The sequence below is a fragment of the Mycolicibacterium aurum genome (assembly GCF_900637195.1).
GTDB lineage: Bacteria > Actinomycetota > Actinomycetes > Mycobacteriales > Mycobacteriaceae > Mycobacterium > Mycobacterium aurum.
In genome coordinates this window covers 5,666,933-5,680,480 of record NZ_LR134356.1, presented here as the reverse complement: position 1 = coordinate 5,680,480, position 13,548 = coordinate 5,666,933, and the positions used below count along the sequence as shown (strand labels likewise).

Sequence of the window (13,548 nt, the reverse complement as noted above, 5' to 3'; positions counted from 1 at the left end):
TCTCGCGACGAACTGCCCGGGTATGAGCTTAGCCGGGCGCGGAGGTGTCGTTGTTCCAGAGCGCCCGATAGTGGGCGATGCGCTCGCGGTCCGGGGCCACGCCGTACGCGTCGAGCAGCGTGGCCGCCCAGTCGTCGGGCCCGCCGTCGGCGGCGCTCGGGTAGTTCCAGTCCAGCGACATCGTCGCGATGGCCAGGTCGGCCCAGCGGTCGGCCACGCCGAGGTCACCGAGATCGACGTGCCCGCTGCAGCTGCCGTCGTCGGCCATCAGTGTGTTGGGTGCGCATGCGTCGCCGTGGCACACCACCAGCCGATCGGCAACGGGAGCCGGGCCGCGCACCCATGACGGCCGCCCGAACGGGCAGCCCGCCACCGGTAACGCGTCGTGCAGCATCCGCAGCCCCGATCCGATGGCGGTGGCGGCGGTTGCAGGCCGGTCAGACCAGATCGGGTCCACCGCCGAACGTCCCGCAACGGCGGCGGTGTGCATCCAGCCCGGCCCCGAACCCAGCACGATCGGGACGGGTGTGTACGGCCGGGCCCAGCGAAGACGGGTCACTTCCAGGGCCAGCAGGTGCGCGACGTCGTCCGGATAGACCTTCACGAACTCGGCGGGTGCCCCGGCGCCGATCGCGAACGTGACCCCACCGAGTTCGTTGACCCAGACCGCGGTCACCGGCCGGCCCCCGGCGAGATCGTCGACCACCGGAGGAACCGGCTGCGGTCCGCGCGGTGCAGTCACGGGTCTGTCCCCTCTCTCCCGTCCGGGCCGGTCCGGCAACTACGCTTGCTGCTGTGGAACCGGTATACGGCACAGTCATCCAGCTCGCCCGGCTGGTCTGGCGCGCCCAGGGGCTGAAGTTCACCGTGACCGGTGTGGAGAATCTGCCCAAGACCGGCGGTGCGGTGATCGCGATCAACCACACCAGCTACTTCGACTTCACGTTCGCCGGGCTACCGGCCTACCAGCAGCACCTCGGCCGCAAGGTGCGCTTCATGGCGAAGAAAGAGGTCTTCGACAACAAGATCACCGGCCCCATCATGCGGAGCCTGCGCCATATCGAGGTGGACCGCAACAACGGCGCGGCGTCCTTCGACGAGGCGTGCCGCAAGCTCGCCGAGGGTGAGTTCGTGGGCGTGTACCCCGAGGCGACGATCAGCCGGAGCTTCGAGATCAAGGACTTCAAGTCCGGTGCGGCACGCATGGCGATAGCGGCCGGGGTGCCGATCGTGCCGCACATCGTCTGGGGGGCCCAGCGGATCTGGACCAAGGGGCACCCGAAAACCATGTGGCGTCCCAAGGTTCCGATCTCGATCGCCGTCGGCACGCCCATCGAGCCGACGCTGCCCGCCCCCGAACTGACCGCGCTGCTGCACCACCGCATGCAGCACCTGCTCGAGCAGGTACAGGACGCGTACGGTCCGCATCCGCCGGGCGAGTTCTGGGTTCCCCACCGGATGGGGGGAGGCGCGCCGACGTTGGCGGAGGCCAACCGGATGGACGCCGAGGAGGCCGCCCGGAAAGCGGAGGCGAAGGCGGCCCGCCGCGACACGCCGGGAATCGACACCGGATCCGCCGAGGCGCCGGGGTAGGCAGCATGGAACCGGTCTTCCGCGCGCTGGAGTTGACGGCGAAACTGGCGGTGAGGGCTACCGGGACCCGGATCACCTTCCGCGGCGTGGAGAACCTGCCTGCCACCGGAGGTGCGGTCATCGCCATCAATCACACCGGCTATGTCGACTTTCTGCCCGCCGCGCTGGCGGCCACCCGCCGCGGGCGCCGCATGCGATTCATGATCAAGGCCGAGATGAACGACATCGCGACCGTGGCGTGGCTGATCCGGCACACGGGAACGATCCCGGTGGACCGGGCGGCCGGTGCGGGCGCCTATGCTGCCGCGGTGGAGTCGCTTCGGCGGGGCGAGATCGTCGGGGTGTACCCGGAGGCCACTATCAGCCGCAGTTTCGAGCTGAAGGAGTTCAAGACTGGTGCGGTGCGGATGGCCGGGGAGGCGCAGGTGCCGATCGTGCCGCTGATCGTCTGGGGGGCGCACCGGTTGTGGACGAAAGACCATCCGAAAGCGTTGGGGCGCCGCAAGTTCCCGATCACGGTGGCCGTGGGACGTCCGATCGCCCCCGATCGGGGAACCGCTGAGCTCGACGGCGTGCTGCGCGTCGAGATGACGCATCTGCTGCACGAGGTGCAGGCCGACTACGAGCAGCCCGCGGGCGCGTTCTGGCTGCCGCGCCGACTGGGCGGCGCAGCGCCCACGCCTGCGGAGGCCCGAGGACTGGAAGAGGCAGAGTTGGCCGAGCGGGCCCGTAGGCGGAGAAAGGACTCATGAAGCCGGCCCTGGTCGCGACCGATGTCGACGGCACCCTCCTCAACGAGGACGAAATTCTCAGCCCCAGAACACGATCGGTCGTACGCGCGGTGGTCGATGCCGGGGCGCAGTTCGTGTTGGCCACGGGTCGGCCGCCGCGGTGGGTGAAGCCCGTGGTGGACCAGTTGGGGTTCGCGCCGATGGCGGTCTGCGCCAACGGCGCGGTGATCTACGACCCGTCGGCAGACCGGATCATCGCCGCGCGCACCCTGTCGACCGATGCGCTGGCCCAGCTGGCCGAGATCGCGACGCGGGTGATCCCCGGCGCGGGTCTGGCCGTCGAGCGGGTGGGCAGCAGCGCCCACGACGCGGCCACCCCTCAGTTCGTCAGCTCACCGGGCTACGAGCACGCGTGGCTGAACCCCGACAACACCGAGGTGTCAGTCGAGGACCTGCTCAGCGCACCCGCGGTCAAGCTGCTGATCCGCAAATCCGGTGCACGGTCGGCCGACATGGCCACCGAGCTCGCCAGGCACATCGGCCTGGAGGGCGACATCACCTACTCGACCAACAACGGGCTGATCGAGATCGTGCCGCTGGGCATCAGCAAGGCCACCGGCATCGACGAGTTGGCCCGGCCGCAGGGCATCGCCGCTGCCGACATCGTGGCCTTCGGCGACATGCCCAACGACGTGCCGATGCTGTCATGGGCCGGGCTCGGCGTCGCGATGGGCAATGCGCATCCCGATGCGGTCGCCGCGGCCGACGAGGTGACGGCCACCAACGCCGAGGACGGAGTCGCCCTCGTGCTGGAGAGATGGTGGCTGTGAACTCAGGTTCACGGAGACCCCGCAGAAAAAGGGCGTCACTGGAAACACCCTGAGTTTGCCGCCTGTCATGATGGTGGCCGTGGGGGGTTACCACGACGCCTCGGCGGGGCCGGCCGCGGCCGCCGACGAGTTTCTTGCCGCGGCCCGGCGCCGGCCGTCGGGTCTGCTCATCGAGGGCGAACCCGGAATCGGTAAGACGACGCTGTGGTCCGCGGTGGCCGATCAAGCCGCACGAGCCGGTTTCCAAGTGCTGACGGCACGCACGGGGCAGGTCGAGTCCGGGCCCGCCCATGCTGCGGTCGCCGATCTCTTCGCCGGCATCTCGCCCGGCATCCTCGCCGCCCTGCCCGACATGCAACGGCTGGCAGCCGACCGGGTGCTGGTGCGCGAACACACCGCGGGGCGGGCCACCGACGAACGGCTGACCGCGGCGGCATTGCTGGGCGCGGTGCAGGCGATGAGCGCGCAGGCGCCGGTCCTGATCGCAATCGACGACGTGCAGTGGCTGGATCCGTCCAGTCGCGCGGTGGTGGCCTTCGTGGCCCGACGGATCAGGGGCGCGGTCGGAGTGCTGGTGACCGAACGGTCGGGGGTGCACGTCCACGATCCCGTCGCGTCCTGGCTGCACGTGGGTACCGAGGCCCTGACGCGCGTGCGGGTCGCCCCGATGAGTCTGGGGGCGCTGCACACGATGCTGTCTGCGCGTCTCGGGAGGCGCTTCTCCCGGCCCGCGATCGTGCGGATCGCCGAGGTGTCGGGTGGAAACCCGCTCTACGCACTGGAATTGGCGCGGGTGGTCGACGTCGGTCCGCCAGGCCGCCAGCTGCCCGCCACACTGGCCGAGGTGGTCAGGCTGCGGGTCGACGGGCTTGCCGACGACGTACGTGACGTGCTGCTGGTCGCCGCGTCGGTGACGGTGCCGACGGTGGACCTGCTCGCGGCGGTCGTGGACAGGACCGCCGCGCAGGTCACGGCCCTGCTGGAGGCCGCCGAGGTCGAGGGCGTCGTGGTCATCGAGGGCAACCGCGTCCGGTTCACACATCCACTGCTGGCCGGCGGCATCTACGACAACGCCGAGCCGGGCCGGCGCCGGGACCTCCACCGGCGGTTGGCGGAGATCAGCACGCAGCCAGAGTTGCGGGCCCGCCACCTCGCACTGTCGGCCACCGAGGCCGACGAGGCCACCCTGGCCACCTTGGACGCTGCCGCGGAGTCGGCGCGGGGTCGCGGCGCGCCTGCCGCGGCGGCGGAGCTCGTCGAGCTCGCGATCCACCTCGGCGGAGACAAGGTGTCGCGCCGGATCCGGGCGGCCGAGCATCACTATGTCGCCGGCGACATGCCGCGGGCGGCTGCGTTGCTGGAGACCGTCACCGACGATCTGCGCCCGGGGGTGCTGCGCGCACTGGCATTGAATCTCCTTGCCGGCGTGCGGATTTTCCAGGATGACTACGCGGCGGCCGTCAGGCTTCTCGAGCAGGCCCGCGCCGACGCCGCCGACAACGACGCGATCCTGGTGTCCTCGTTGATCTCGCTCGCGTTCGCTCTCGGCATGGCAGGCACGTTCGACGAGCAGCTGAGGATCGCCTGGTCGGCGGTCGAGACGGCGGAGCGGGCCGGGATGCCCGCGTTGACCAGCCGGGCGCTGGCCATGTGGGTGCATGTCAGCTTTCAAGCCGGCCACGGGCTGGACGAGGCGGCCCTGCAGCGCGCGGTCGACCTGGAGGATCGCGACGACAACACTCCGATCCCGTTCCGTGCCAGCGCAACCCGCGGATTGATCCTCGGCATGACCGGCCGGCTGGCCGAAGCCGATGCGCAGCTGGCCGAGGTGGCCGAGCGGTGCCATCAGCGGGGCGCCGAACACGACGTGATGGCGGTGCTGGGTTACCGCACCCTGGTGGCGATCTGGCACGGCCGCTACGACGACGCCGAGGGCCACGCCGCGGACATGATGGAGCGCGCCGAGCAGCTGGGCGGTTCGATGGTGATCGCCCTGAGCATCGGTGCCGCCGCGGCCGGTTACCGCGGACACGAGGCCCGTGCCCGCGACTACGCCCGGGCCGCACTGGCCCAGGGCGAAGGCTATCCGCCGCTCACGGTCTGGGCGAGTGCGACGTTGGCATTCCTTGAGGTGTCACTGGGCAACTATCGTCAGGCGCTCGAGGCCGCCGCGCCACTCATCGAGCTGTACCGGCCGTTCACCGGTACCGAGCTGATGTCGTGCTGTTTCATGCCCGACGCGGCCGAGTCGTTGATCGCCCTGGGACGGCTGGACGAGGCCGAACCGTTGATCGTCGCCTTCGAGCGCAATGGTGCGGCCCTGGACCGGCCATGGCTGCTGGCTGTCGGAAGCCGCTGTCGGGCAATGCTGTTGGTGGCCCGGGGCGATCTGGCCGGTGCGTTGTCGGCGGCGGAGGAGGCAATGGCCCACCACGACCGCCTGCCCATGCCTTTCGAACGCGCGCGCACCCAACTGGTACTCGGTGACGTACAGCGCAGGCTGCGCCGCCGCGACGCAGCGGCGACGACCGTGCGCGACGCGCTGCGCAGGTTCTCCGAACTCGGTGCCCCGCTGTGGGCGGAGCGGGCCCGTACCGAGTTGGCCCGCAGCACAGCCGGGGGCCGCGCCGAGAACGCCGAGCTGACTGACTCCGAGCGGCAGGTCGCCGAACTGGTGGCCTCAGGCCTGAGCAACCGTGACGTCGCCGACGCGTTGTTCGTCAGCGTCAAGACGGTCGAGACGAATCTGACCCGCGTGTACCGCAAGCTGGGTATCCGGTCTCGGGCGCAGCTGAGTCACCGGCTCGCGCCGGTCGAGGAGACCGAGACGTCTAGACCGGATTGATCGGCGGGGTGAACCGTTCCAGCTGAACCGGATTGAGATCGGTCGATGCCGGCAGATCGACGGGTACGCCGTCCACTACCCGGGTGACGGTGCCCTTCTCCCGGTCGAAGTTCAGCGTGCCGTGCTGGAAATTCTGCACGATCCACAGTGGTTCGGCGATCTCGGCGCTCGTCGGCAGCCCCAGCGCCCCGCGCTCGAATCCGAGGGCGCCCCAGGCTCGGTAGAGCTCACCGGTGATGGGCTCGGCGCCGCTCTCCGGTGACCAGTACATGGCGCCCCGCTCGAACGTCACGTAGCGGGTCGGCCCTTGCCCGGACGCTTCCGGGGACGTCGGCCGGCCCAGATAGCTGTTCATCCCGCCCAGGGCTTCCCATTTCGCGAAGATGGCTCCGCCGCGCAATGTCTCGGCGAGCTGCTCGGGTCCCGGTGGATCGTCGAACCGGGCGGCGATGTCACGGATCTGGCCCATCAGCGCGTAGGCGGCGTTGCCGGGGCACTCGGTGATCCCGACGTCACGGTGGGTGAAGATCGTCGGCAACGTGGGCGACGCGCCGAACGGGAACTTGGTGAACGAGCCGCCCTCGGACGGCAGCACGACGGCGCCCAGCGGATCGACACCGGACTGCCCCAGTACCCATCCCAGAAGCCTTGCGGTGGTGCGCAACTGGATCGGCGTCGGCGGCACCGTCTCGAAGTTGCCGAGCATCGCCACGCCCCACGTGTTGTGGTTGAAGCCACCTGTGTGTGCCCCTTCGACGGGGCGCGTCATGCCCCCGGCGCGGCCCTCGAACACCTGGCCGTACTTGTCGACCATCGCGTTGTAGGCGATGTCGCACCAGCCCAGTGTCCGGGTGTGGTACTCGTAGATCGACCGGACGATACCGGCTGAATCCGCCGGTGTGTACTCGTTGCTGCCCGCGGTGTGATGCACCACGCCCGCGCGAATCTTGGTGTCATAACGCGGGTCGCCGCACCGCATCCCCTCGTCGGCGCCCCATTCGGCGCGGTTGATGATGTGCGGCGGCTGACCGGCGGGCGTTGCCGCGTTGGGCAGCGGCCCCAGATCCGGTGGCGCCTCGGGCGGGCTGATCAACACCGCCGTGATGTTCTGGCTGAACGGCTGCTCGACGTTCGCCGGGATATAGCCCAGTTCGGGGCCGCCGGGTTTTCGGGCGGGCGCCGCCGGTGCCGTTGCCGGCGCGTCGACGGGACGCGTGACCGCGATCTGCACCGTGGTGGTCCGCCCCACGAACACCGGATCCGTGCCCCGGGGGCCGGGCAGGTCGGCGCCCACACCATCGAGGTTCTCGGCGTCGTACCACGGCCCCCACGAGCCGTCGTCGTGCTTGGCCCGGACCCGCGCCGAGGTGCCGGTGAGGTCGTCGGACGTCAGCGCCACCATCGAGAACGGGGTGTCCTGATGCAGTTCGCGGATGGTCTCGCCGCCACCGAGATCGGTCAGCGGCTGCTGGACGAGATGAGGGGCCGCCATGGCCGGTGTGTCGTCACCGTCGGGCACACCGGAGATCGCCCACGGCAGAAGCACCACTGTCGCCGCGAGCGCGGTGAACAGGATTGACGGTGCAGCCCGCTGATACAGCACGGACTGATGTTACGTATGAGCCCAATGGTGCAAGTGTTACGACACGGGCATTTGAGGGACCAAAACACCTGCAACGGCACCGCAGAGCGTGCTGACGCTTCTGCGGTGCCGTTCGGTGGCAGGACCGTGGGGCGTACCCGGTTACGCGCCCGGTTCGATCGCGGCTTCGGCGGCGCCGAGCCCCGCTTCGACCTCGGCGGGAACCTCGCCCGCGGCCGTGGCGAGGGGGGCGGCGGGAGCCACCGGCGGCTTGACCGCCGACATGATCGCCGGCATCAGCACGCCCTTGAGCAGGTCGATCGCCTCGCCGGCACCCAGGCTGTTGGCAGCGCTGGTCAGGTCACCGAGCAGACCGCCGCTGCTCGTGGCGACGGGCTGGGTGGCTGCCAGCGACGGATCACCGAGGATCGGGTAGCTGCCCAGTGCCGGGTCGAGACCGACCGGCGCTGAGATGGGCACCTCACCCGTGGCGGGCAGCCCCGAGGTGGAGATCGGCAACGAGCCCAGCCCGGAATCGGTCAACGCCGCCGGCGTCGTCAGCCCCGGAGTGGTGAGACCGGGGGTGGTCAGGGCGGGGTCGGTGAGCGACGGCGTGGTCAGGCCGGGCGAGGCCAGCGCCGGGTCGGTGAGACTCGGCGTGGTCAGGCCCGGGGTCGCCACACCGGGGACGGTCAGACCCGGGGTGGCACCGGTCGGGCTGGTCAGTCCCGGATTCGTCAAGGCGGGATTGGCCAGTCCGGGGTCGGTGAGCGAGGGCGCGGTCAGCCCCGGCATCAGGCCGGGGGAGGTCAGGCCCGTGGAACCGAGTCCGGGGGTGAGCGTCGTCGGTGACGTCTGGGTCCCGGTCAGCAGGCCCGTCGGCAGCGGCGGCAGGTTGATGCCGAACTGGGAGAGGCCCTGGGACAGGGCGGTGATCAGCTCACCGGGAAGATCGGTGATGGTCGCGGCCTGGACGAACTCGCGATGCTGGGGACGATCCTGGGCTGACGCGGACAATTCTGAAACAGCGATAACTGCAACCGGACTCGCGACTGCCAGAGCGGCGACTGTGCTCATGGCTGTCGAGAGCCGGCGGCGACGTCGGTTCGGCACGGAAGTCTCCTCAATATGGAAAGCACTGACTAGTACTGACGTACGTGACTGATGGTACTGATGTGACACGTGTGTCTAGAGTGACGAGATGGAATCGTGAGCTAATCGCGACCTGCCCGGCTCGGCCAACGGGGGTGCCACCCCCTCGGTCGGATACCCTTGCTGCCGATGAACTCTGAAGATCCCGGGGTTGCAGCGCGCCCGCACGCAGGTGGATTCGATCTTTTCGTGGTCGGCTCCGGGTTCTTCGGCCTCACGATCGCGGAGCGGGCCGCGACCCAACTGGGCAAGCGCGTCCTCGTCGTCGACCGTCGTCCGCACATCGGCGGGAACGCGTACTCCGAGCCCGAGCCGCAGACCGGCATCGAGATCCACAAGTACGGCGCGCACCTCTTCCACACCAGTAACCAGCGGGTGTGGGATTACGTGCGCCAGTTCACCGAGTTCACCGGTTACCAGCATCGTGTCTTCGCGCTGCACAACGGGCAGGCCTATCAGTTCCCGATGGGTCTCGGCCTGGTGAGCCAGTTCTTCAACCGCTACTTCACCCCCGACGAGGCGCGAGCGCTGATCAAGGAGCAGTCCAGCGAGATCGACACGGCCGACGCGCAGAACCTCGAGGAGAAGGCGATCTCGCTGATCGGGCGTCCGCTCTACGAGGCCTTCGTCAAGCACTACACGGCCAAGCAGTGGCAGACCGACCCGAAGACTCTGCCCGCGAGCAACATCACCCGTCTGCCGGTGCGCTATACCTTCGACAATCGGTACTTCAACGACACCTACGAGGGCCTGCCGGTCGACGGTTACACGAAGTGGCTGGAGAACATGGCCGCCGACGAGCGCATCGAGGTGCGGCTGAGCACCGACTGGTTCGACGTCCGCGACCAGCTGCGCGCGGAGAATCCGGACGCTCCTGTGGTGTACACCGGGCCGCTGGACCGGTACTTCGACTACTCGGAGGGGCGCCTGGGCTGGCGCACGCTGGACTTCGACCTCGAGGTGTTGAGTGACTGCGGGGACTTCCAAGGCACGCCCGTGATGAACTACAACGACGCCGACGTGCCCTTCACCCGCATCCACGAGTTCCGGCACTTCCACCCCGAGCGGGACTATCCGACGGACAAGACGGTGATCATGCGCGAATACTCGCGGTTCGCCGAGAACGACGACGAGCCCTACTATCCGATCAACACCGATGCCGACCGTGCGGTGCTCGCCTCCTACCGGGCGCGGGCGAAGGCGGAGACGGCGTCGGCGAAGGTACTGTTCGGCGGCCGCCTCGGCACCTACCAGTACCTGGACATGCACATGGCGATCGCCAGCGCGCTCAATATGTACGACAACACCCTCGCGCCCCATCTGCGCGACGGCGTGCCGCTGGCCGAGCCCGAAACAGAAAGCAGTTGAGCATGAGTGACATCCCGTCCGGCGCGCTGGATGCCGGACCGTCACGTGCGGTCAGCCCCCTGTCCCGCGTCATCCTGCCGCGGCCCGGCGAGCCGCTCGACGTCCGCAAGCTCTATATAGAGGAATCGGACACCAACGCCCGCAGGGCCCATGCGCCCACCCGCACCACGCTGGAGATCGGCGCCGAGTCCGAGGTGTCCTTCGCCACCTACTTCAACGCGTTCCCCGCCAGTTACTGGCGTCGCTGGTCGATCCTGGAATCGGTCGTGCTGCGCGTCGAACTCACCGGCAGCGCCCGCGTCGACGTCTACCGGTCCAAGGCCACCGGAGCCCGCATCACCGTCGGTGGGGCCCCGATCGCCAGCGCCGAGGACGGCGTTCCGGCGGTGCTGGAATTCGAGGTGGAGCTCACCCCGTTCGAGGACGGCGGCTGGATCTGGTTCGACATCACCACCGACGCGCAGTCGACACTGCACCACGCGGGCTGGTACGCGCCGATCCCCGCACCGGGACGTGCACACGTCGCGATCGGCATCCCGACCTTCAACCGGCCGTCGGACGCGGTCAACGCGCTGGCCGCGCTGACCTCGGACCCGCTGGTCGACGAGGTGATCACCGCGGTGATCGTCTCCGATCAGGGCACCCAGAAGGCCAAGGACCACCCTGGCTTCGAGGCCGCGGCGGCCGCGCTGGGCGACCGGCTCACCATTCACAACCAGCCCAACCTCGGCGGATCCGGCGGCTACAGCCGGGTGATGTACGAAGCGCTGAAGAACACCGACTGTGAGCAGATCCTGTTCATGGACGACGACATCCGCGTCGAACCGGACTCGATCCTGCGGGCGCTGGCCTTCAACCGGTTCGCCAAGACGCCCACCCTGGTCGGTGGCCAGATGCTCAACCTGCAGGAGCCCTCGCACCTGCACGTGATGGGCGAGATGGTCGACTCGACGAACTTCATGTGGACCAACGCGGTCAACACCGAGTACGACCACAACTTCGCCAAGTACCCGCTCAGCGATGAAGAGCACGAACGCAGCCGGCTTCTGCACCGTCGCATCGACGTGGACTACAACGGCTGGTGGATGTGCATGATCCCGCGCCAGGTCGCCGAAGAGCTCGGTCAGCCGTTGCCGCTGTTCATCAAATGGGACGACGCCGACTACGGGCTGCGCGCGGGCGAGCACGGCTATCCCACCGTCACGCTTCCCGGCGCCGCGATCTGGCACATGGCGTGGAGCGACAAGGACGACGCCATCGACTGGCAGGCGTACTTCCATCTGCGTAACCGCCTCGTCGTGGCGGCGCTGCACTGGGACGGCAACGTTCGCGGACTGCTCGCGAGCCATCTGAAGGCGACGTTGAAACATCTTCTCTGCCTTGAGTATTCGACCGTCGCCATTCAGAACAAGGCGATGGACGACTTCCTGGCCGGCCCCGAGAACCTGTTCACGATCCTGGAGTCGGCGCTGCCGGATGTGCGAAAGTTGCGCCAGGAGTACCCCGACGCCGTCGTCCTGCCCGGTGCCACCACGTTGCCGCCGCCGTCGGACAAGCGGTGGCGCAAGAAGGTCAACATCCCCACCAATCCGGTGGCGATCTCGACGCGTCTGGCCCGTGGCGTGGTCCATCAGCTCAAGGCCCACGACCCCGAACACCACCGTCGGCCGCAGATCAACGTCGCCACCCAGGATGCCCGCTGGTTCTCGCTGAGCAGGGTCGACGGGGTGACCGTGACGACTGCCGACGGGCGTGGTGTCGTGTACCGGCAGCGCGACCGGGAGAAGATGTTCGAGCTCCTGCGCGAATCGGTGAAGCGGCAGATGCTGCTGGCGCGCAAGTTCAACCGGATGCGCAAGGTGTACCGCGCCGCGCTGCCGACGATGACGAGCACACAGAGGTGGGAGAGCGTGTTGTTGCCCTCCGGCTCGGAACCGGGCTCGGGACAAGGACATGGCTGAGGCCCCACGCGGCGAGGACGCCGTGCTGGTGGCTGTGCAGTCGGCGGTTGCCGGGCGGCCCGGTGTGCTCCCCGTCGCCCGCGGCCTTTCGCACTTCGGGGAGCACAGCCTCGGCTGGCTCGCGCTCGCCGCGCTGGGCGCCCTGTTGTCTCCGCGCCGGCGCCGCGACTACGTCGCCGCGGGCGCGGGCGCGTTCCTCGCCCATGCCGCCGCCGTGGTGATCAAGCGCGTCGTCCGCCGCACGCGGCCGGATCACCCCGACATCGCAGTCAACGTGGGCACCCCGAGCCGGTTGAGTTTCCCGTCTGCGCATGCGACGTCGACGACGGCGGCGGCGGTGCTGCTGGCACGGCCCACGGGTCTGCCGTTGCCCGCGCTGCTGGTGCCGCCGATGGCATTGTCGCGCTTGGTGCTCGGCGTGCACTATCCGACGGACGTGCTCACCGGGATCGTGGTCGGAGCTGCCGTGGGGGAAGCAGTCGGCAGGCTGGGGGACACACTCGCCGACAGGCGTGAAGGGGTGCGAACCGCATGAGCACATCCGAGATCAAGCAGGGCACCGGCTCGGCCCCGGGCCCGCCCAAGAACCTCGTCGCCGGGATCATCAAGGCGATGCGCCCGCGCCAGTGGGTCAAGAACATCCTGGTGTTCACCGCGCCGGTGGCCGCGCTCGGGGACGACCGCTTCCTCTACGACTATCGCGAAGTCCTGGTCAAGGTCCTGATCGCGTTCGTCGCGTTCAGCCTGGCCGCGTCCTGCGTGTACCTCGTCAACGATTCCCGCGACGTCGAGGCCGATCGTGCGCACCCGACCAAGCGGTTCCGTCCGATCGCGGCGGGCGTGGTGCCGCAGTGGCTGGCCTATACCCTCGCCGTTGTTCTGGGTGTCGCGGCGCTCGCGATCTCGCTGCTGGCATCGGTCAACCTGGCCGTGGTGATCGCCGTCTACATCGCGATGCAGATGGCCTACTGTTTCGGGCTCAAGCACCAGGCCGTGCTGGACATCTGCATCGTCTCGTCGGCCTACCTGATCCGTGCGATCGCGGGTGCGGCCGCGGCCAGTATCCCGCTGTCCCAGTGGTTCCTGCTGGTGATGACCTTCGGCTCGTTGTTCATGGTGGCCGGAAAGCGGTACGCCGAACTGCAACTCGCCGAGCGCACCGGCGCCAAGATCCGCAAGTCGCTGGAAAGCTATACGGCGTCCTATCTCCGTTTCGTGTGGACGGTGGCGGCCACCGCGATGGTGGTCTGCTACAGCCTGTGGGCGTTCGAACGCGATGGCTCCAGTGCGTCGTGGTACGCGGTGACGATCGTTCCGATCACCATCGCGATCCTGCGGTACGCCGTCGACGTCGACGGCGGAATGGCCGGCGAACCGGAGGAGATCGCGCTCAAGGACCGAGTGCTGCAGCTGCTTCTGCTGGCGTGGATCGGGACCATCGGTGCCGCAGTCTTCCTCGGCTGACACCCTCGTGGCGGCGAGCCGC

At 68.8% G+C, this 13,548-nt stretch carries 11 protein-coding genes; 8 read left to right on the top strand and 3 right to left on the bottom strand.

Annotation, left to right across the window (positions count from 1 at the left end; all coding sequences use genetic code 11):
* Window positions 1–28: 28 nt before the first annotated feature.
* Window positions 29–742 (bottom strand): aminoglycoside 3'-phosphotransferase, encoded by a 714-nt coding sequence (locus tag EL337_RS26940; RefSeq protein ID WP_048630699.1) that lies wholly within the window; start codon window positions 740–742, stop codon window positions 29–31.
* Between the two features lie 53 nt (window positions 743–795).
* On the opposite strand from EL337_RS26940, the gene EL337_RS26935 reads away from it, so the two are divergent.
* The 4 genes from EL337_RS26935 to EL337_RS26920 all read left to right on the top strand — a co-directional run bounded on the left by EL337_RS26935 (window position 796) and on the right by EL337_RS26920 (window position 5,999).
* The gene (locus tag EL337_RS26935) at window positions 796–1,593 is read left to right on the top strand and encodes a lysophospholipid acyltransferase family protein (RefSeq protein ID WP_048630698.1); all 798 of its coding nucleotides are present in this window, start codon (window positions 796–798) and stop codon (window positions 1,591–1,593) included.
* A 5-nt stretch (window positions 1,594–1,598) separates the two neighbouring features.
* Window positions 1,599–2,345 (top strand): lysophospholipid acyltransferase family protein, encoded by a 747-nt coding sequence (locus EL337_RS26930; RefSeq protein WP_048630697.1) that lies wholly within the window; start codon window positions 1,599–1,601, stop codon window positions 2,343–2,345.
* A complete protein-coding gene (locus EL337_RS26925) occupies window positions 2,342–3,154 on the top strand; it encodes a Cof-type HAD-IIB family hydrolase (protein WP_048630696.1) in 813 nt (270 codons plus the stop codon). The genes EL337_RS26930 and EL337_RS26925 overlap by 4 nt, the downstream gene beginning before the upstream one ends.
* Window positions 3,155–3,224: 70 nt before the next feature.
* The gene (locus EL337_RS26920) at window positions 3,225–5,999 is read left to right on the top strand and encodes a helix-turn-helix transcriptional regulator (protein ID WP_232786723.1); all 2,775 of its coding nucleotides are present in this window, start codon (window positions 3,225–3,227) and stop codon (window positions 5,997–5,999) included.
* Here the strand turns inward: EL337_RS26920 and EL337_RS26915 are convergent.
* Both EL337_RS26915 and EL337_RS26910 read right to left on the bottom strand, forming a co-directional pair.
* Window positions 5,986–7,602 (bottom strand): N-acetylmuramoyl-L-alanine amidase, encoded by a 1,617-nt coding sequence (locus tag EL337_RS26915; RefSeq protein WP_048630694.1) that lies wholly within the window; start codon window positions 7,600–7,602, stop codon window positions 5,986–5,988. The genes EL337_RS26920 and EL337_RS26915 overlap by 14 nt on opposite strands.
* Window positions 7,603–7,743: 141 nt before the next feature.
* The gene (locus EL337_RS26910) at window positions 7,744–8,694 is read right to left on the bottom strand and encodes an exported repetitive protein Erp (protein ID WP_048630693.1); all 951 of its coding nucleotides are present in this window, start codon (window positions 8,692–8,694) and stop codon (window positions 7,744–7,746) included.
* A gap of 168 nt (window positions 8,695–8,862) precedes the next feature.
* Between EL337_RS26910 and glf the strand changes: the two genes are divergently transcribed.
* The 4 genes from glf to EL337_RS26890 are packed head-to-tail and all read left to right on the top strand — an operon-like array spanning window position 8,863 to window position 13,526.
* Window positions 8,863–10,101 carry a UDP-galactopyranose mutase gene (gene glf / locus EL337_RS26905; protein WP_048630692.1) on the top strand — a complete coding sequence of 413 codons (1,239 nt, stop codon included), beginning with the start codon at window positions 8,863–8,865 and terminating at the stop codon, window positions 10,099–10,101.
* Window positions 10,102–10,103: 2 nt separating this feature from the next.
* Window positions 10,104–12,062: a glycosyltransferase gene (locus EL337_RS26900; protein ID WP_048630691.1), complete on the top strand. Its 1,959-nt coding sequence runs from the start codon at window positions 10,104–10,106 to the stop codon at window positions 12,060–12,062.
* Complete coding sequence (locus EL337_RS26895; RefSeq protein ID WP_048630690.1) at window positions 12,055–12,597, top strand: phosphatase PAP2 family protein; 543 nt, start codon at window positions 12,055–12,057, stop codon at window positions 12,595–12,597. The genes EL337_RS26900 and EL337_RS26895 overlap by 8 nt, the downstream gene beginning before the upstream one ends.
* Window positions 12,594–13,526: a decaprenyl-phosphate phosphoribosyltransferase gene (locus tag EL337_RS26890; protein ID WP_048630689.1), complete on the top strand. Its 933-nt coding sequence runs from the start codon at window positions 12,594–12,596 to the stop codon at window positions 13,524–13,526. Before EL337_RS26895 ends, EL337_RS26890 begins: the two co-directional genes overlap by 4 nt.
* The last annotated feature ends 22 nt before the right edge of the window (window positions 13,527–13,548 follow it).

Coding starts and splice junctions, on each gene's coding strand:
- EL337_RS26930 (WP_048630697.1), top strand. CDS start 1,599: ATGGAACCGGTCTTCCGCGCGCTGGAGTTGACGGCGAAACTGGCGGTG.
- EL337_RS26925 (WP_048630696.1), top strand. CDS start 2,342: ATGAAGCCGGCCCTGGTCGCGACCGATGTCGACGGCACCCTCCTCAAC.
- EL337_RS26920 (WP_232786723.1), top strand. CDS start 3,225: ATGGTGGCCGTGGGGGGTTACCACGACGCCTCGGCGGGGCCGGCCGCG.
- glf (WP_048630692.1), top strand. CDS start 8,863: ATGAACTCTGAAGATCCCGGGGTTGCAGCGCGCCCGCACGCAGGTGGA.
- EL337_RS26900 (WP_048630691.1), top strand. CDS start 10,104: ATGAGTGACATCCCGTCCGGCGCGCTGGATGCCGGACCGTCACGTGCG.
- EL337_RS26895 (WP_048630690.1), top strand. CDS start 12,055: ATGGCTGAGGCCCCACGCGGCGAGGACGCCGTGCTGGTGGCTGTGCAG.
- EL337_RS26890 (WP_048630689.1), top strand. CDS start 12,594: ATGAGCACATCCGAGATCAAGCAGGGCACCGGCTCGGCCCCGGGCCCG.